Annotated in this window: 13 protein-coding genes; 7 read left to right on the forward strand and 6 right to left on the reverse strand. The window is 61.8% G+C overall.

Annotated elements, in window-relative coordinates; translation table 11 throughout:
• Positions 1–6: 6 nt before the first annotated feature.
• Positions 7–2,748 carry an aconitate hydratase AcnA gene (acnA, locus tag PverR02_RS07950; protein ID WP_057004998.1) on the reverse strand — a complete coding sequence of 914 codons (2,742 nt, stop codon included), beginning with the start codon at positions 2,746–2,748 and terminating at the stop codon, positions 7–9.
• A gap of 195 nt (positions 2,749–2,943) precedes the next feature.
• Here acnA and rlmM point away from each other — a divergent pair, with 195 nt between their 5' ends.
• Together rlmM and tusA are read left to right on the forward strand one after the other, a co-directional pair.
• Positions 2,944–4,020, forward strand: coding sequence for a 23S rRNA (cytidine(2498)-2'-O)-methyltransferase RlmM (gene rlmM / locus PverR02_RS07955; protein WP_079443072.1), 1,077 nt, complete (start codon positions 2,944–2,946; stop codon positions 4,018–4,020).
• A gap of 27 nt (positions 4,021–4,047) precedes the next feature.
• Positions 4,048–4,299: a sulfurtransferase TusA gene (gene tusA, locus PverR02_RS07960; RefSeq protein WP_017848764.1), complete on the forward strand. Its 252-nt coding sequence runs from the start codon at positions 4,048–4,050 to the stop codon at positions 4,297–4,299.
• Between the two features lie 116 nt (positions 4,300–4,415).
• Here tusA and PverR02_RS07965 read toward each other — a convergent pair whose 3' ends face one another.
• Entirely contained in the window at positions 4,416–5,810 is a 1,395-nt protein-coding gene (locus PverR02_RS07965) for an MATE family efflux transporter (RefSeq protein WP_079443073.1), read from the reverse strand.
• Between the two features lie 180 nt (positions 5,811–5,990).
• Between PverR02_RS07965 and pdxB the strand changes: the two genes are divergently transcribed.
• A complete protein-coding gene (gene pdxB, locus PverR02_RS07970; protein WP_017848766.1) occupies positions 5,991–7,133 on the forward strand; it encodes a 4-phosphoerythronate dehydrogenase PdxB in 1,143 nt (380 codons plus the stop codon).
• A 275-nt stretch (positions 7,134–7,408) separates the two neighbouring features.
• On the opposite strand, the gene PverR02_RS07975 is transcribed toward pdxB, so the two are convergent.
• A complete protein-coding gene (locus tag PverR02_RS07975) occupies positions 7,409–8,434 on the reverse strand; it encodes an IS110 family RNA-guided transposase (RefSeq protein ID WP_079443074.1) in 1,026 nt (341 codons plus the stop codon).
• A 114-nt stretch (positions 8,435–8,548) separates the two neighbouring features.
• Positions 8,549–8,722 carry a PA1571 family protein gene (locus PverR02_RS32275; RefSeq protein ID WP_017848767.1) on the reverse strand — a complete coding sequence of 58 codons (174 nt, stop codon included), beginning with the start codon at positions 8,720–8,722 and terminating at the stop codon, positions 8,549–8,551.
• 245 nt (positions 8,723–8,967) lie between these two features.
• Between PverR02_RS32275 and PverR02_RS07980 the strand changes: the two genes are divergently transcribed.
• Complete coding sequence (locus tag PverR02_RS07980; RefSeq protein ID WP_164887020.1) at positions 8,968–10,752, forward strand: ABC transporter ATP-binding protein/permease; 1,785 nt, start codon at positions 8,968–8,970, stop codon at positions 10,750–10,752.
• 64 nt (positions 10,753–10,816) lie between these two features.
• On the opposite strand, the gene PverR02_RS07985 is transcribed toward PverR02_RS07980, so the two are convergent.
• On the reverse strand, positions 10,817–12,745 hold the full coding sequence (locus PverR02_RS07985) for a transglycosylase SLT domain-containing protein (protein WP_079443075.1): 1,929 nt from the start codon (positions 12,743–12,745) through the stop codon (positions 10,817–10,819).
• A gap of 213 nt (positions 12,746–12,958) precedes the next feature.
• On the opposite strand from PverR02_RS07985, the gene PverR02_RS07990 reads away from it, so the two are divergent.
• Positions 12,959–14,878 carry an ATP-binding cassette domain-containing protein gene (locus tag PverR02_RS07990; RefSeq protein WP_017848770.1) on the forward strand — a complete coding sequence of 640 codons (1,920 nt, stop codon included), beginning with the start codon at positions 12,959–12,961 and terminating at the stop codon, positions 14,876–14,878.
• A 122-nt stretch (positions 14,879–15,000) separates the two neighbouring features.
• On the opposite strand, the gene PverR02_RS07995 is transcribed toward PverR02_RS07990, so the two are convergent.
• The gene (locus tag PverR02_RS07995) at positions 15,001–15,438 is read right to left on the reverse strand and encodes a universal stress protein (RefSeq protein WP_046384324.1); all 438 of its coding nucleotides are present in this window, start codon (positions 15,436–15,438) and stop codon (positions 15,001–15,003) included.
• Between the two features lie 105 nt (positions 15,439–15,543).
• Here PverR02_RS07995 and PverR02_RS08000 point away from each other — a divergent pair, with 105 nt between their 5' ends.
• Both PverR02_RS08000 and fadB read left to right on the forward strand, forming a co-directional pair.
• Entirely contained in the window at positions 15,544–15,981 is a 438-nt protein-coding gene (locus PverR02_RS08000; RefSeq protein WP_017848772.1) for a hypothetical protein, read from the forward strand.
• A 493-nt stretch (positions 15,982–16,474) separates the two neighbouring features.
• The gene (gene fadB, locus PverR02_RS08005; protein ID WP_017848773.1) at positions 16,475–18,622 is read left to right on the forward strand and encodes a fatty acid oxidation complex subunit alpha FadB; all 2,148 of its coding nucleotides are present in this window, start codon (positions 16,475–16,477) and stop codon (positions 18,620–18,622) included.
• The last annotated feature ends 26 nt before the right edge of the window (positions 18,623–18,648 follow it).

The following is an 18,648-nucleotide window of genomic DNA, read 5'->3' on the forward strand; positions in this document are numbered from 1 at the left end:
CGACCTTTAGCTGGCGATTAACTGGCGCAGCACATAGTGCAGGATGCCGCCCGCTTTGAAGTATTCCACTTCATTGAGGGTGTCGATCCGGCACAGCACGTCGATCTTCTCGCTGCTGCCATCCTCGCGGGTAATCACCAGGGTCAGGTTCATGCGCGGCACGAGCTGCGCGTCGCTGAGGCCCAGGATGTCGATCTTCTCCTTGCCGGTGAGCTTGAGCGCCTTGCGGTTCTGGTCCAGCTTGAACTGCAACGGCAGCACGCCCATGCCCACCAGGTTGGAACGGTGAATGCGCTCGAAGCTCTCGGCGATCACTGCCTTGACCCCTAGCAGATTAGTACCCTTGGCCGCCCAGTCGCGGCTCGAGCCGGTGCCGTATTCCTGGCCGGCGACCACCACCAGCGGTGTGCCGGCGGCCTGGTACTTCATGGCGGCGTCGTAGATCGGCATTTTCTCGCCGGTGGGCACATACAGCGTGTTGCCGCCTTCCTCGCCGCCGAGCATTTCATTGCGGATACGGATATTGGCGAAGGTGCCGCGCATCATCACTTCATGGTTGCCGCGGCGTGAGCCGTAGGAGTTGAAGTCGCGCGGTTCCACGCCTTGTTCGCGCAGGTAATGGCCGGCGGGGCTGTCGGCCTTGATGTTGCCGGCGGGGGAGATGTGGTCGGTGGTCACCGAATCGCCCAGCAGGGCCAGGACGTTGGCGCCGTGGATGTCCTTGATCACTGGCAGCGGCCCGGCGATGTCGTCGAAGAACGGCGGATGCTGGATGTAGGTGGAGTCCTTCTGCCACACGTAGGTCGCGGCCTGCGGCACTTCGATGGCTTGCCACTGTGCGTCGCCGGCGAACACCTCGGCGTATTCCTTGTGGAACATGCCGGTGCTGACCTGGGCGACCGCGTCGGCAATCTCCTGGCTGCTTGGCCAGATGTCCTTGAGGTAGACCGGATTGCCGTGTTGATCGTTGCCCAACGGTTCGCGGCTGATATCGATGCGTACCGTACCGGCCAACGCATACGCCACCACCAGCGGCGGCGAGGCCAGCCAGTTGGTTTTCACCAGCGGGTGGACGCGGCCTTCGAAGTTGCGGTTGCCGGACAGCACCGACGCCACGGCCAGGTCTGCTTTCTGGATGGCTTTTTCAATCGGCTCGGGCAACGGGCCGGAGTTGCCGATGCAGGTGGTGCAGCCATAACCCACCAGGTCAAAACCGAGCTTGTCCAGGTATTGGGTGAGGCCGGCCGCCTTGTAGTAGTCGGTGACCACTTTGGAGCCGGGGGCCAGGGAGGTTTTTACCCAGGGTTTGCGGGTCAGGCCTTTTTCCACGGCCTTTTTCGCCACCAGCCCGGCGGCCATCATCACGCTGGGGTTGGAGGTGTTGGTGCAGGAGGTGATGGCGGCGATCACCACGGCGCCATTTTTCAGACGATAGGTCTGGCCGTCGTACTCGTAGTCGGTTTCGCCCACCAGATCGGCATTGCCCACGGCCACACCGCCGCCGCCTTCGCTTTCCAGGCGGCCTTCTTCCTTGTTGGTCGGTTTGAATTGCAGGTCGAGGAAGTCACTGAACGCCTGGCCTACATTCGGCAGCGACACGCGGTCCTGCGGGCGTTTCGGCCCGGCGAGGCTGGCTTCGACGCTGCCCATGTCCAGGGCCAGGCTGTCGGTGAACACCGGCTCCTGGCCGGCGTTGCGCCACAGGCCTTGGGCCTTGGTGTAGGCCTCGACCAGTTTGACGGTCTGCGCCGGGCGACCGGACAGGCGCAGGTAGTCCAGGGTCACCTCATCCACCGGGAAAAAGCCGCAGGTGGCGCCGTATTCCGGGGCCATGTTGGCGATGGTGGCGCGGTCTGCCAGGGGCAGGTCGGCCAGGCCGTCGCCGTAGAACTCGACGAATTTGCCGACCACGCCTTTCTTGCGCAGCATCTGGGTGACGGTCAGCACCAGGTCGGTGGCGGTGATGCCTTCTTTCAATTTGCCGGTGAGCTTGAAGCCGATCACTTCCGGAATCAGCATCGACACCGGCTGGCCGAGCATCGCCGCTTCCGCTTCGATCCCGCCCACGCCCCAGCCGAGCACGCCGAGACCGTTGATCATGGTGGTGTGGGAATCGGTGCCGACCAGGGTGTCGGGGAAGGCGTAGGTGCGGCCGTCTTCGTCCTTGGTCCACACGGTACGGCCGAGGTATTCGAGGTTGACCTGGTGACAGATGCCGGTGCCCGGCGGCACCACGCTGAAGTTGTCGAAGGCGCTCTGGCCCCAGCGCAGGAAGGCGTAGCGTTCGCCGTTGCGCTGCATTTCGATGTCGACGTTTTGCCCGAACGCGGCGGTGGTGCCGAACTTGTCGACCATCACCGAGTGGTCGATCACCAGGTCCACCGGCGACAGCGGGTTGATGCGCTGCGGGTCGCCACCGGCCTTGGCCACGGCGGCGCGCATGGCGGCCAGGTCGACCACGGCGGGCACCCCGGTAAAATCTTGCATCAGCACGCGGGCCGGGCGGTACTGGATCTCGCGGTCGGACTGGCGCTCTTTGAGCCAGGCGGCGATGGCCTTGAGGTCGGCGCCGGTGACGGTTTTGTTGTCTTCCCAGCGCAACAGGTTTTCCAGCAGCACCTTGAGGGACATCGGCAGCTTATCCAGGTCACCCAGGCGCTTGGCGGCTTCGGGCAAGCTGAAATAGTGATAAGTCTTGTCGTCGATTTGCAGGGTTTTAAGGGTTCTCAGGCTATCAAGGGATGACATTACATGACTCCTTATGGTCCGCACGGCTACGGACCTGACGGGACGAACAGAACTATCAAACTAGCCCTGTTTTCAGTAGCTGGCTAATTACTGGACTCTATGGACAGATCCAAGGTTCCGAAGTCAGTTATCATGCGCGCGTTTTCATGACAGACATTGCGATAGCGCAAGTCCGTTGGGTCGCCAGGAGAGTCGATGAACACCCTTTTTATGCACTGCCGCCCGGGTTTTGAAGGCGAGGTCTGTTCCGAGATCGCGGAACACGCCGCGCACCTGAACGTTTCCGGCTACGCCAAGGCCAAGACCGGCAGCGCCTGCGCCGAATTTGTCTGCACCGAGGAAGACGGCGCCCAGCGCCTGATGCACGGCCAGCGTTTTGCCGAGCTGATCTTCCCGCGGCAGTGGGCGCGCGGGGTGTTCATCGACCTGCCGGAAACCGACCGCATCAGCGTGATCCTCGCGCACCTGCGCGAATTCCCGGTGTGCGGCAGCCTGTGGCTGGAGATGGTCGACACCAACGACGGCAAGGAGCTGTCGAACTTCTGCAAGAAATTCGAAGTCCACCTGCGCAAAGCCCTGCTGAACGCCGGCAAGCTGGTGGACGACCCGAGCAAGCCGCGCCTGCTGCTGACCTTCAAGAGCGGCCGCGAAGTGTTCATGGGCCTGGCCGAGTCGAATAACTCGGCGATGTGGCCGATGGGCATCCCGCGCCTGAAATTCCCCCGCGATGCGCCCAGCCGCTCGACCCTGAAGCTGGAAGAGGCCTGGCACCACTTCATCCCCCGCGACCAGTGGGACGAGCGCCTGCACGGCGACATGAGCGGCGTCGACCTGGGCGCGGCTCCGGGCGGCTGGACCTGGCAACTGGTCAACCGGGGCATGCTGGTGACCGCCATCGACAACGGCCCCATGGCCGAAAGCCTGATGGACACCGGCCTGGTGCAACACTTGATGGCCGACGGCTTCACCTTCGTGCCCAAGCAGCCGGTGGACTGGATGGTGTGCGACATCGTCGAAAAACCGGCTCGCAACGCCGCCTTGCTGGAAACCTGGATCGGCGAAGGCTATTGCCGTGAAGCGGTGGTCAACCTGAAACTGCCGATGAAGCAGCGTTACGCCGAGGTCAAGCGTTTGCTCGAGCGCATCGAAGACGGCTTCAAGGCGCGCGGTATTCGTGTGGAAATCGGCTGTAAGCAGCTGTACCACGACCGCGAGGAGGTGACCTGCCACTTGCGTCGGCTGGTGGATGTGAAGAAAACCAAGGCCCGTTAAACTGAGCGCCTGCCGTAGGAGTAATCAATGAGCGATATGACCGACACTGCCGTCGACGGCACCCTCGACGCCACCGGGCTGAACTGCCCGGAGCCGGTGATGATGCTGCACCAGCACATCCGTGACCTGCCGCCTGGCGGCCTGCTCAAGGTGATCGCGACCGACCCGTCGACCCGCCGCGACATTCCCAAGTTCTGCGTGTTCCTCGACCACGAACTGGTGGCTCAGCAGGAACAGGCCGGTACGTACCTGTACTGGATCCGCAAGAAGCTCGACTAAGCCCCCGATTCCTGTAGGAGCGAGCTTGCTCGCGAAAACCCCGAGAGCGCCACGTCAAACCAGGCAAGCTGCGTTATCGCTGGCGACCTTCGCGAGCAAGCGCGGGTGTGTGCTGCTTAACCCCGCACCTTGTCCCGGCGAATGCGTCGGCGTGCGCTGCGCGCCAGGCGCACCAGCAACATCCCCGCCGCGCAGCTCAGGCCCACGATCAGCCCCTGCCACAAACCGCTGGGGCCGCTCGCCGCGCCCAGCCAGTCGGTCAGCCCCAGGGCGTAACCCACCGGCAAGCCCACGCCCCAGTAGGCGAACAGGGTCAGCACCATGGTCACGCGGGTGTCCTGATAGCCGCGCAGGGCACCGGCGGCGGTGACCTGGATCGAGTCGGAAAACTGGAACAGCGCGGAAAACACGATCAGCGTCGACGCCAGGTGGATCACCACCGGGTCCGGGGTGTAGATCGCCGCGATCTGCTCGCGGAACACCAGCATCAGGCTGCAGGACAGGCAGGCATACGCCAGCGCCGTGCCCATGCCGACCCCGGCAGCGAAGCGCGCTTCACGCGGCAGGCCACGGCCGAGGGCCTGGCCGACGCGCACGGTGACGGCCGTGCTCAGGGAGTAAGGGATCATGAACACCAGGGAACTGACGTTCAGGGCGATCTGATGGCCGGAGACCACCGTGGCGCCCAGGCTGCCGATCAGCAGGGCGATCACCGCGAAGATGCTCGATTCGGCAAAGATCGCGATGCCGATTGGCAGGCCGATGCCCAATACGCGCTTGATCACCGCCCATTGCGGCCAATCGAAACGCTTGAACAGTTCGCTGCTCTGGTACGCCGGCCCCCAGCGCGTCCAGCCCGCCAGGCCGAGCATCATCACCCACATCGCAATGCCCGTGGCCCAGCCGCAGCCCACGCCGCCCATGGCCGGCACGCCGAAATGGCCATAGATGAAGATGTAGTTCAGCGGGATATTCAGCGCCAACCCGCACAGGCCCATGACCATGCTCGGGCGTGTGCGGCCCAGGCCGTCGCTGAAACAACGCAACACGTAATACAGGGCAACGGCCGGCATGCCTGCGGCGATGCCGTGCAGGTAGCCCATGGAGGGTTTGATCAGGTCGGGTTCAACCTTCATCGCGTGCAGGATCGGTTCGGCGCCGAGCAGCAGCAGTGACGCGGTGATGCCGACCACCACCGCCAACCACAGGGATTGGCGCACCAGCGGCCCGATCTCGCTGTAGTGACCGGCGCCATAGCGCTGGGCGACTTTCGGCGTGGTGGCCAGCAAGGTGCCGGTCATCAGCAGGTACACCGGAATCCAGATCGAATTGCCCAGGCCCACCGCCGCCAGGTCCTGCGGGCTGACGCGCCCGGCCATCACCGCATCGACGAAGCTCATCGCGGTGGTTGCCAGTTGGCCGATCATGATCGGCACGGCGAGTGTCAGCAGCCCGCGCACTTCCCGGCTGATGCGGGCGGGACGGGTGAGGGTGGCGGTGGCGGTGTTCACGTGCAGATGTCCAAAGAAGAGCGCAGGACGGCGGATTCTACGCGTTGACGCAGCGGTCAGGAAAAAACCTGTGTTAGCTATTTGTAAGCGATCTTCCAGGCGCCGCAGCGTCCACCTTCGATCTGCGGTGGAACACCGATCGCATCCCTGTACACTGCTGTTCCGCCAAAGGAGCCTGCCATGCTGATTGTTGCCGACGAAAATATTCCGCTGCTCGATGCTTTCTTCCAAGGATTTGGCGAAATACGCCGGGTGCCCGGCCGTTCCATTGACCGCGCCACCGTCGAGCAGGCCGATGTGCTGCTGGTGCGCTCGGTGACCAACGTCAACCGGGCCTTGCTCGAAGGTTCCAAGGTGCGCTTTGTCGGCACCTGCACCATCGGCACCGATCATTTGGACCTCGACTATTTCCAGCGTGCCGGCATTCAATGGTCCAGCGCGCCCGGCTGCAATGCCCGTGGCGTGGTGGACTACGTGCTGGGCAGCTTGCAGACCCTGGCCGAGATCGAGGGCGCCGACCTCAACCAGCGGACTTACGGTGTCGTCGGCGCCGGTGAAGTGGGCGGGCGTTTGGTCAAGGTGCTCAAGGGCCTGGGCTGGAACGTGCTGGTCTGCGACCCGCCGCGGCAGATCGCCGAAGACGGTGACTACGTCAGCCTGGAGCAGATCATCGAGCAATGCGACGTGATCAGCCTGCACACGCCGTTGACCAAGTCCGGCAACGGCTCCACCTGGCACTTGTTCGACCGCGAGCGCCTCAATCGCCTCAAGCCTGGTGCCTGGCTGATCAACGCCAGCCGTGGCCCGGTGGTGGACAACGCCGCCCTGCGCGACGTGCTGCTTTCGCGTGAAGACCTGCAAGCGGTGCTGGATGTGTGGGAAGGCGAGCCCGAAGTGGATGTCGACCTGGCCGACCTCTGCGTGCTGGCCACCCCGCACATCGCCGGTTACAGCCTGGACGGCAAGCAGCGCGGCACGGCGCAGATCTACCAGGCGTTCTGCGCGCATCTGGGCCAGGCGCCGGCGATTGAACTGAGTGATTTGCTGCCGCCGCCGTGGCTGGCCGAGGTCCACTTGAATGCGTCTACCGACCCGGCCTGGGCGCTGGCGACGTTATGCCGCAGCGTGTACGACCCGCGTCGCGACGATGCGGATTTCCGTCGCAGCCTCGTGGGAACGGTGGACGAGCAACGCAAGGCGTTCGATCTGCTGCGCAAGCACTATCCGGAGCGCCGTGAGATCGATGGCTTGAAGGTGCGTATCCATGGGCAATCGGCGCTGTTGTCTGGCATCGTCGAGGCATTGGGCGCTGAGCTGCTGTAGGAACGAGGTCACAAAAAATCTATGGTCACCCCCATTTTTGCAATACTGATCAACGGGTGGTGTGGTTGGCTTGCTTAAATCTATCCGGCGTCTGTTTGGGGTATGCCCCAGCGCCACGATGAGAGTCGCGCCTGACGATCCTTAAAAACCGGTCGGCTTCTGAAGCCGATTTTTATGTCAGGATCTTCGCCAGGCCGGTGTGCCGTTCACATCATCTGTTGTTCAGCTATCGCAAAACCTGAAGGGTGAATCGTGGTACTGCAACAACTGCAGGGTCAGGCGTTCAAAGCGTCTGGCCCTGCTTCATATTGCGTATGGCGAGCGGCTATCGCCCAAGCGATACGCGCCAGTTTGTTAGCCAGGGCACAGGCCACGACATTTGAATGTCGTCGACTGAGCAAGGTTTTAACCCAGTCAGCCAGAGCGCCTTTCTGGTGATCCAGCCTCTGCATATAGACCCTGGAACACTGCACCAACAGTTGTCGCAGATGCTTGTCACCCCGCTTGCTGATCCCCAGCAGATTGGCCTTGCCGCCCGTGCTGTACTGCCTGGGCACTAAGCCAACGGAGGCGGCAAAGTCGCGACCGCATCGGTACTGTTTACCATCGCCCATCTCCACAGCCAGCAGGCTGGCGGTGATCGGGCCGACACACGGCATGCTCAGCAAACGACTGCCCAGATCATCGTTGGCCAGTTGGCCCGCCAGTTCTTTATCCAGCGCTTTGATTTGCTCATCCAGATAGACGAAGTGATCGTGCAGGCGCTGCAATAAGACCGTCAGACGAACGGGTAATTCGTGCTCGGCCAAAACGCTCGCCAAACGCTTCATGATGGCCAATCCCTTGGGCAGGCTGATTCCAAACTCCAACAGAAAACCGTGCATCTGATTAGCCGTTTTGGTGCGGTCATGCACCAATGATTCGCGCATCCGATGCAGCACAGACAGGGTTTGCTGGGATTCGGTTTTAGGCGTAACGAAGCGCATGGATGGGCGGGAAGCGGCTTCACAGATCGCCTCAGCGTCGACGAAGTCATTTTTGTTGCCCTTGACGAAGGGCTTAACGAACTGCGGGGAAATCAGCTTGGCCGTGTGTCCCATCGCCATCAGTTGGCGAGCGACAAAATGCGACCCTGCACAGGCCTCCATCACCACGACACAGCTCGGCACATTGCCGAAAAACTGCATCATCTGCGCCCGTGAGCATTTTTTGCGAAACACCTCGCGGCCCGACTTATCCTGGCCGTGCAGGTGGAAAGTATGTTTGCCGAGATCGATACCGATCAGTGCTGACTCGCTCATGATGATGGCCTCCGAAAACAAAACACCCCGTGAAAGCGTAGCCCTCACAGGGTGTTGGGGGTGACCATCTCATTAACCGGCCATCAAGGCCGGTTCTGAAAGAGCGTGGGCGCTTCAGCCTTGCTGGGCAGGCTTGACCAGTCGCTGTTCCAGCTCGCGGCACGCTTGCTGGATCATGTCTTCGGTAATCTGCACTTCGCGGCCTTGGGCGTCGATGACGGAGCAAGGCAGGTATTGCGGTTGGCGGATTACTTCAATCTTGGCATCGCTGCTGTTTTGCAAGGTCATGGCCTGTCTCCTCATCAGGTTGTGTACCAACTTTAACCCCCCCGCGTGACCGAGCTGTTACAACTCCTTGCAAGATCATCGCTTCGAATACTCAGTCCACCAGAAACCGTTACAAATTTCCAGCCGGGTGTTAGACCGATAACCTCTAGGGGGCAGAGTGGGCGGGCATAATTAACCCGACTCATTGTTATTTACTCAAGTTCCCCCAATGTTGTCTGTAGGTTCCGATCTCCCCTCATCAGGTGATGCCCCCCATGTTCTCAGTCCGACAACGCCGTGCAATTCGCCTGGCCAGCCGCTTCATTGCGCCCTATCGCTGGCAGGCGCTTGGCGCGCTGGTGGCGCTGATCGTCACCGCCGGCATCACCTTGTCCATGGGCCAGGGCATTCGCCTGTTGGTGGACCAGGGCTTCATGACCCAGTCGCCGCACTTGCTCAACCAATCCATCGGCCTGTTCATGATCCTGGTACTGGGCCTGGCCGTCGGCACGTTTGCGCGGTTTTACCTGGTGTCGTGGATCGGCGAGCGGGTGGTGGCCGACATTCGTCGGCAGGTGTTCAACCACCTGATCTACCTGCATCCTGGGTTTTATGAAAACAATCGCAGCTCGGAAATCCAGTCGCGGTTGACCACCGACACCACATTGTTGCAATCGGTAATCGGCTCCTCGCTGTCGCTGTTCCTGCGCAATGCGTTGATGGTCATCGGCGGCATCGTGCTGCTGTTTGTCACCAACCCCAAGCTCACCAGCATCGTGGTGGTGGCGCTGCCGCTGGTGCTGGCGCCGATCCTGATTTTCGGCCGCCGCGTGCGCAGCCTGTCGCGCTTGAGCCAGGACCGTATCGCCGACGTCGGCAGCTACGTGTCCGAGACGCTCGGCCAGATCAAGACCGTGCAGGCCTATAACCACCAGGCGCAGGACGAACAACGCTTTGCCGTGACCGTCGAGGACGCTTTCAGCACCGCACGTAAGCGCATCGCCCAGCGTGCCTGGCTGATTACCCTGGTGATCATGCTGGTGCTCGGCGCTGTCGGGGTGATGCTGTGGGTCGGCGGCATGGACGTGATCAGCGGGCGCATTTCCGGCGGCGAACTGGCCGCGTTCGTGTTCTACAGCCTGATCGTCGGCAGCGCCGTCGGCACCTTGAGCGAAGTGCTCGGCGAGTTGCAGCGCGCCGCGGGGGCGGCAGAGCGGATCGGCGAGTTGCTGCAGTCGCACAACGAGATCCAGGCGCCCGTCGCCGGCTGCGTGCAATTACCGCCACGCGTCAGCGGCCGCATGGAGCTGCAAGACCTGCGCTTTTCCTACCCGTCGCGGCCGGACACTTACGCCATCGACGGTTTGAACCTGACCATCAACCCCGGCGAAACCCTCGCGCTGGTAGGGCCGTCGGGCGCGGGCAAGTCGACGATTTTCGACCTGTTGCTGCGCTTCTATGATCCCCAGCACGGCCGCATCCTGCTCGAAGGCCAGCCGCTCACCGAACTCGACCCCCAGGACCTGCGCCGCCACTTTGCCCTGGTGTCCCAGAGCCCGGCGCTGTTCTTTGGCAGTGTCGAAGACAACATCCGCTACGGCAACCCGAGCGCCACTCGCGAGCAGGTCGAAGCCGCCGCGCGGATTGCCCATGCCCACGACTTCATCCTGCAAATGCCCGATGGCTACCAGACCCACCTCGGCGACGGCGGCATGGGCCTCTCCGGCGGCCAACGGCAACGCCTGGCGATCGCCCGCGCGTTGCTGGTAGATGCGCCGATCCTGCTGCTGGACGAAGCCACCAGCGCCCTCGACGCCCAGAGCGAACACCTGATCCAGCAGGCGCTGCCACAACTGATGCAGGGCCGCACCACGCTGGTCATCGCGCATCGGCTGGCGACGGTGAAGCATGCGGACCGGATCGCAGTGATGGACCAGGGCAAGCTGGTGGCGATCGGCACGCATCAGCAGTTGATCGCGAGCAACCCGCTGTATGCGCGGTTGGCGGCGTTGCAGTTCAGTGATGGCGTGGAGGAACAGGCTGCGCACTGAAATCACTGTGCATAAAAAATGCCCGCATCCTTCGATGCGGGCATTTTTGTGTGTGCGTCACGCTTTATTGATCGTCGAAATACCGCTCATGCCAGTCCACCAACGGCTGTGGCGAATTGAGCTTCTGCCCGTAGATCACCGAATAAGACAGCACGTTCTGCACGTACTGGCGGGTTTCGTCGAACGGGATGCTTTCCACCCACACGTCGAAACTCAGGTGATCGGCGCCGCGCAGCCACTGGCGCACGCGGCCCGGGCCGGCGTTGTAGGCGGCGGAAGCGAGGACGCGGTTGCCGTTGAACTGGCTGTGTACCTGGCTCAGGTAAGCGGCGCCGAGCTGGATGTTTTTATCCGGATCGAGCACCTGGGCCGGGGAGGCCAGCGGGATGCTGAACTTGCGCGCGGTGTCTTTGGCGGTGCCGGGCATCAGCTGCATCAGGCCGCTGGCGCCGACGCCGGAGCGGGCGTCGTCCATGAACGCGCTTTCCTGGCGGGTGATGGCGAACACCCAGCTCGAATGCAGGCCGCGCACCTTGGCTTCGCGCACCAGGGTGTCGCGGTGGGCCATTGGGAAGCGGATGTCGAGGTCATCCCAGTACTGCGCCTGGCTGATGGTACGGATCGCCGGGAAGTACCACTTCATGTCGTAGGCCAGCCTGGCCTGGGCGACCATTTCGTCGCGGTTGAAGTGACGGCTGACGTGGTACCACTCGCGGCGGCCATCGACTACCTGGCCCCGCGCATAGAACTCCAGGGCGCGGCGCACGCCGGGGGTGTTGCGCACTTTGTTGATCAGCGCCTGGCTCATCAACAGCGGCTTGTTCATCAGTTGGTACGGCGCTTTGGAGCGGTCGGCGGCGAGGAAACCGTAGAAATCGCGCTCCCGCGACAGGTTTTTGTACAGCACCAGGGCTTGCGGGTTTTTCGGCTCGGCCAGCTCCAGGCTGCGGGCCTGCCAGTAGCGCCAGCGGTTGGTGGTGGCCAAGTCCTGCGGGAGTTTGCGCGTGAGTTGGTAGGCGTCTTCCCAACGGGCCAGGCGCAACAGCAGGCGCAGGCGCCATTCGGACACGGTGTTGTCGCGCAGTTCCGGGTCGTACTTGGTCATCACCTCAAGGGCGCGTGGGTCAAAGCGCTTGGCCAGGGTCAGGCCGATCTCGCGGGCAATCGCCACTTTTTCGTCACGGGAGAAGTGCATGCTGCTGGCATAGCCGTCGAGCATGGCCATGGCCTTGTCCGGGTCCTGGCGCGCCAGGCGGCGCAGGCCCAGGCCCACGGCGTCAGACATGGCCTCGGTGGCCGGCAGGAAGCGCGATGGGTCGCTGAGCATCTCCGGCTTTTGCGCCACGTCCACCATCAGGCGGCCTTGGGCGCCGAGGGTCGGCAGGCTTTTCACCAGGCTGTTGGCCAGCGCGTAGTTGCGGGCTTCGGCGGCGAGCTTGGCGCGGTCCCAGATTTTCTGTTCGGTGAGTTGGCCATCTGCGGCCCACTGCGCGAACGTGGCATCACAGGCGGACGGTTGCGATTTACCGGTCAGCCAGAGTTTTTCGGTGGTTTTGTAGCCTTCGGCTTTCAGATTGTGCGTGAGCTGGAACTGGCCATGCAGGCAATCGAGCTCGACGAAATTGAGCTTGGGGTCGTAGTACTTTTCAAAGGTCTGCCAGTCGCCACGCTCGGCCAGCCAGCGCAACCAACGCAGTTTCATCCAGTTGGCCTGGGGCAGGTCGCCGTTTTTGGCGAGGAATTGTTCGATTTCCTCGTTGCTCGCGGTCTTCAGGCGTGCGGTCAGCTCGTCGTAGGCCAGGTACGGCGTCAGCGGGTAGTCGGCCAAGGCCTGGCTGTATTGCATGTAGGGCCCGGTATCGCCGTTGGCCAGGGCGCGTTTGGCTTCATCGTAATATTGACGTTGGGTGGTTATGTCCACGGCCAGGGCGGGTTGAGCGGCAGTGGCGGTAAGAAGCAGACAAGATAAAAAGTTGAAAAGGCGACTGCGCATGAGACGTCCGTGCAGAGAAATCACGACTAGCGCCGGCACCGCCGACACTCATTGCCTCTAGCTTAGCCTTTTGCCAGCGGCCGGTGAAAGCTTTGCCGACCTGTTCGTTCAAGTTCGCCGGAATTGTCTTACAGAACCCACCCGTAGCGAAAATGCCGGCCGCATCCCACCCCCAACTCAGGTAGAATGCGCGCCCAGTTTTTGGAGAAGCGTATGACCCTGCTCAAATTCAGCGATGTGTCCCTTGCTTTCGGCGCTATGCCGTTGTTGGACAAGGTGTCCTGGCAGATCGCCCGTGGTGAGCGGGTGTGCATCATCGGCCGCAACGGCACCGGCAAGTCCAGCATGATGAAGCTGGTAAAAGGCGACCAGAAGCCCGATGACGGCTCTGTATGGCGCGCCCCGGGCCTCAAGATTGGCGAATTGCCGCAGGAACTGCCGGTGGCCGACGGACGGACAGTGTTCGACGTGGTCGCCGAAGGCCTGGACGGCGTCGGTGAGTTGCTTGCGCAATACCATCACCTGGCGCAGAACTGCGTCACCGAGGAAGACCTGGACAAGCTGATGCACGTCCAGCAAGACCTCGAAGCCCGTGACGGCTGGCGCCTGCAGCAACTGGTGGACAGCACCCTGAGCCGCCTGCAACTGCCGGCCGACAAGACCCTCGCCGAATTGTCCGGCGGCTGGCGTCGCCGCGTCCTGCTGGCCCAGGCCCTGGTGTCCGAGCCGGACCTGCTGCTGCTCGACGAACCGACCAACCACCTGGACATCGGCGCGATCGCCTGGCTCGAAGAAGCCCTCAAGGATTTCCAGGGCGCCGTGTTGTTCATCACGCACGACCGGTCCTTCCTGCAGAACCTGGCGACCCGCATCCTCGAGCTGGACCGTGGTGGCCTGATCGACTGGAACGGCGACTACGCCAGCTTCCTGGTCCACAAAGAAGCCACCCTGGCCGCCGAAGAAACCGCCAACGCCTTGTTCGACAAGCGCCTGGCCCAGGAAGAAGTGTGGATCCGCCAGGGCATCAAGGCGCGCCGCACCCGTAACGAAGGCCGTGTACGCGCACTCAAGGCCCTGCGCGTTGAACGCAGTGAGCGTCGCGAGCGCACCGGCAAGGCCAATATCATGCTGGAAACCGCCGACAAGTCGGGCAAGCAGGTGATGGTGTTGGAGAACGTCAGCTTCCATCACCCGGACGGTCCGTTCCTGATCAAGGACTTCTCCATGGTCCTGCAGCGCGGCGACCGTATCGGCCTGCTCGGCGCCAACGGCACCGGCAAGACCACGTTGCTCAAGCTGATGCTCAACGGCCTGCAACCGACCAGCGGTAAAGTGGAAGAGGGCACGCGCATCGACGTGGCCTACTTCGACCAGTTGCGTCACCAGTTGGACCTGGAAAAAACCGTGATCGACAACGTCGCCGAAGGCCGCGACTTTATCGATATCGACGGCCAGAGCCGCCATGTGCTGAGCTACCTGGGCGACTTCCTGTTCAGCCCGCAGCGCGCGCGCACGCCGGTCAAGGCCTTGTCCGGTGGTGAGCGTGCGCGCTTGCTGCTGGCCAAGCTGTTCAGCAAGCCGGCCAACCTGCTGGTCCTCGACGAACCGACCAACGACCTCGACGTGGAAACCCTCGAGCTGCTGGAAGAGGTCCTGCTGACCTTCAACGGCACTGTGCTGATGGTCAGCCACGACCGGGCATTCCTCGACAACGTGGTCACCAGCACCCTGGTCTTCGAAGGTGAAGGCAAGGTGCGCGAGTACGTCGGTGGTTACCAGGACTGGCTGCGCCAGGGCGGCTCGCCGCGCCTGCTGGGCGTGACCGAGAGCAAGTCCGGCAAGGCCGACTTGACCTCTGCCGTCGTCGCCCCCGTGGCCGCCGCTGCACCGGCGCCGGAAGCCGCGCCTGCCGCGAAGAAGAAACTCAGCTACAAGCTGCAGCGTGAGCTGGAAGCCCTGCCGGGTGAAATCGACGCCAAGGAGCAGCAGATCGCTGCGGTCGAAGCGCAAATGGCTGACGCGGGTTTCTACCTGCGTCCGGCGGCGGAAACCGCCGAGGTCATCGCGTCCCTGGAAACCTTGAACCAGGAGCTGGAAGTGCTGGTTGAACGTTGGGCCGAGTTGGACGCCTGATTGATTCCAGTGCATTAAAAAACCCGGTGTTCATTTCAATGAGCACCGGGTTTTTTATATGAGCTGCAGTCCAATATAAGGGAGGGAGCAAGCTCCCTCCCTTATTTGGGTCTCGATCGGTCTTACGCGTTCTTTTTCAGCTTCACCGCCAGCACATCGCACGGTGCGCCGTGCAGGACGTCATTGGCGGTGGAGCCCAGCAGCAAGGCCAGGCCGTGACGGCCATGGCTGCCGACCACGATCAGGTCGCAGCCCTGTTCCTTGGCCAGGTGATGGATTTCCTGGCGTGGCTGACCATAGGTCAGGTGGCTCTGACCTTTTTTCAGGTTCGGGTACTTGGTGATCAGGCGCTCAAGGCGTTCCTTGGCTTGATCGAATTGCTGCTGTTGCAGTTGTGACAGGTCCATCGGCACGTCGCCGCCAAAGGCCATGGCCATCGGTTCGACGATATGCACCAGGGACAGCTTGGCAGTGGTGCCAGCCAGATCCACGGCGCGTTTGATCACTGGATCGCACTCTTCGGTCAGGTCTACGGCGACCAGAATATGTTCGTATGACATGGGGCGTTCCTCCAGGGGACTGCAATAAGTTCAGTATGGCTGCTTTCAAGCGGATGGGGTTGCGTCAGGTCAAATCCGCTTATCTAAAAAATCGGGAGTACACATATGACGGTCTGGATAGTGGTGTCAATCCTTGCGGTGGTTTTGAGCCCCCTGGCATGGCTGCGCCCGTCGCGCCATCAGAGTGGGCGCATGGCCCTGCGCATGGAGGCGCGCCGCATGGGCCTGGCGATGCAACTGGCGCCCCAGGCGTGGCCGCACTGGCTCAAGCAGGAGCCGCCGAGCCCGTGCGCGCAATACCACCGGCCACGGCGCGGCAAGGTCCCTGCACTATGGAGTTATTGGCAGCTGGAGCCTGGCGTGTGGGTCAACCAGTGGCAGGAAGCCTGCGTGGACGAGCAATTGCTGGCGCATTTTGCGACGCTGCCGGCCAACGTCTACAAAGTCGAGGCAGACCGGCAAATGATCGCGTTGTGCTGGGGCGAGAAGGGTGAGGTGAGCGACCTGCAGGCCATTGATACGTTGCTCAAGGCCCTGGCCTGAACGTCGGGCAATAAAAAGCCCGACATCATCATCGGGCGGGGTTGGCCAGGCAGGCCGGTAAAGCTGTGTGTTTCACGCCGGGTATTCACCCAGGCGTTTTGACTATTCTGTAATGGCTGCCGCAAGCCTAGCCGGATATCCGGATCTGTACAGTCTTTTCCTACGCTGTGTTCATTATTGATTTGGTGAATAGTTGGATATTGGCGAAGCGTGGGCCAAGGGTTGGGGTTCTGAAATGACTGGAAAGTCGCGTTTTTCCTAGCGCTTTCGAGCGATTGACAATTGCCCGGAATTGGATGAAGGTGGCGTACCCAAATCAAACGGGCGTATGAATTGAGCGTTTGTCTGTCAGACGTCTCATACAGAATCCCGACTATCGCATTGGCGGGTGTGCCTGGCGCATTGGGGTGAGCATTGACGAAATCATCAATGTCCAACCAGAGGCCAGCGTCCGATGTGTACTGTTCAGCTTCCATATCGTGGAGATCAGTTGATGATTTACGAAGGTAAAGCCATCACGGTTAAGGCTCTTGAAAGTGGCATCGTCGAACTGAAATTCGACCTCAAGGGTGAGTCCGTCAACAAGTTCAACCGTCTAACCCTGAACGAACTGCGTCAGGCCGTAGACGCCATCAAAGCAGATGCTTCGGTCAAGGGCGTGATCGTCTCCAGCGGCAAGGACGTGTTTATCGTCGGCGCCGACATCACCGAATTCGTCGAGAGCTTCAAGCTGCCCGATGCCGAGCTGGTGGCTGGCAACCTCGAAGCCAACAAGATTTTCAGCGATTTCGAAGACCTCAACGTGCCGACCGTTGCCGCGATCAACGGCATCGCGCTGGGCGGCGGCCTGGAAATGTGCCTGGCCGCGGATTTTCGCGTCATGTCGGCCACTGCGAAAATCGGCCTGCCGGAAGTCAAGCTGGGCATCTACCCAGGTTTCGGCGGCACCGTGCGCCTGCCGCGCATCATCGGGGCCGACAACGCCATCGAGTGGATCGCCGCCGGCAAGGAAAACAAAGCGGAAGACGCGCTGAAAGTCGGTGCCGTCGATGCCGTGGTTGCCCCGGACAAACTGGCCGAAGCCGCGCTGAACCTGATCAAGGGCGCCATCAGCGGCGAATTTGATTACAAGGCCAAGCGTCAGCCGAAGCTGGAAAAACTCAAGCTCAACGCCATCGAACAAATGATGGCGTTCGAAACCGCCAAAGGTTTCGTGGCTGGCCAGGCCGGCCCGAACTACCCGGCGCCGGTTGAAGCGATCAAGACCATCCAGAAAGCCGCGAACTTCGGTCGCGACAAAGCCCTGGAAGTGGAAGCGGCAGGTTTCGTCAAACTGGCCAAGACCTCCGCTGCCCGGAGCCTGATCGGCCTGTTCCTGAACGATCAGGAACTGAAGAAAAAGGCCAAGGCCTACGATGAAGTCGCCAAGGATGTGAAACAGGCCGCCGTACTCGGTGCCGGCATCATGGGCGGCGGTATCGCCTATCAGTCGGCGTCCAAAGGCACGCCGATCCTGATGAAAGACATCAACGAACACGGCATCGAGCAAGGCCTGGCGGAAGCGGCCAAGCTGCTGGTGGGTCGGGTTGATAAAGGTCGCATGACCGCGGCGAAAATGGCTGAAGTGCTCAACGGCATTCGTCCTACGCTGTCCTACGGCGATTTCGGCCACGTCGACCTGGTGGTCGAAGCGGTTGTCGAAAACCCGAAGGTCAAGCAAGCGGTACTGGCGGAAGTGGAAGCCCAGGTCAAAGACGACACCATCCTGGCGTCCAACACCTCGACCATTTCCATCACGCTGCTGGCCAAGGCCCTCAAGCGTCCGGAAAACTTCGTCGGCATGCACTTCTTCAACCCGGTGCACATGATGCCGCTGGTGGAAGTGATCCGTGGTGAGAAGTCCAGCGAGCTGGCCGTCGCCACCACCGTTGCCTACGCCAAGAAAATGGGCAAGAACCCGATCGTGGTCAACGACTGCCCGGGCTTTTTGGTCAACCGCGTGCTGTTCCCGTACTTCGGCGGTTTCGCCAAGCTGGTCAGCGCCGGTGTGGACTTTGTGCGTATCGACAAGGTCATGGAAAAATTCGGCTGGCCGATGGGCCCGGCGTACCTGATGGACGTGGTCGGCATCGACACCGGCCACCACGGTCGCGACGTGATGGCTGAAGGCTTCCCAGACCGCATGAAAGACGACCGCCGCTCGGCGATCGACGCGCTCTACGAGGCCAAGCGCCTGGGCCAGAAGAACGGCAAGGGCTTCTACGCCTACGAGACCGACAAGAAGGGCAAGCAGAAGAAGGTTGCCGATCCGTCGGTCCACGAAGTGCTCGCGCCGGTCATCTATGAACAGCGTGAGGTGTCCGACGAGGACATCATCAACTGGATGATGATCGCCCTCTGCCTGGAAACCGTGCGTTGCCTGGAAGACGGCATCGTCGAAACCGCCGCCGAAGCCGACATGGGCCTGGTGTACGGTATTGGTTTCCCTCCATTCCGTGGCGGTGCACTGCGTTACATCGACTCGATCGGTGTGGCCGAGTTCGTTGCCCTGGCTGATCAATACGCTGATTTGGGCCCGCTGTACCACCCGACCGCGAAGCTGCGTGAGATGGCCAAGAACGGCCAGAGCTTCTTCGGTTAAGCGTCCCATACACTTGAGCGAGAATA

It is taken from the genome of Pseudomonas veronii, assembly GCF_002028325.1.
GTDB classification, from domain to species: Bacteria; Pseudomonadota; Gammaproteobacteria; order Pseudomonadales; family Pseudomonadaceae; genus Aquipseudomonas; species Aquipseudomonas veronii.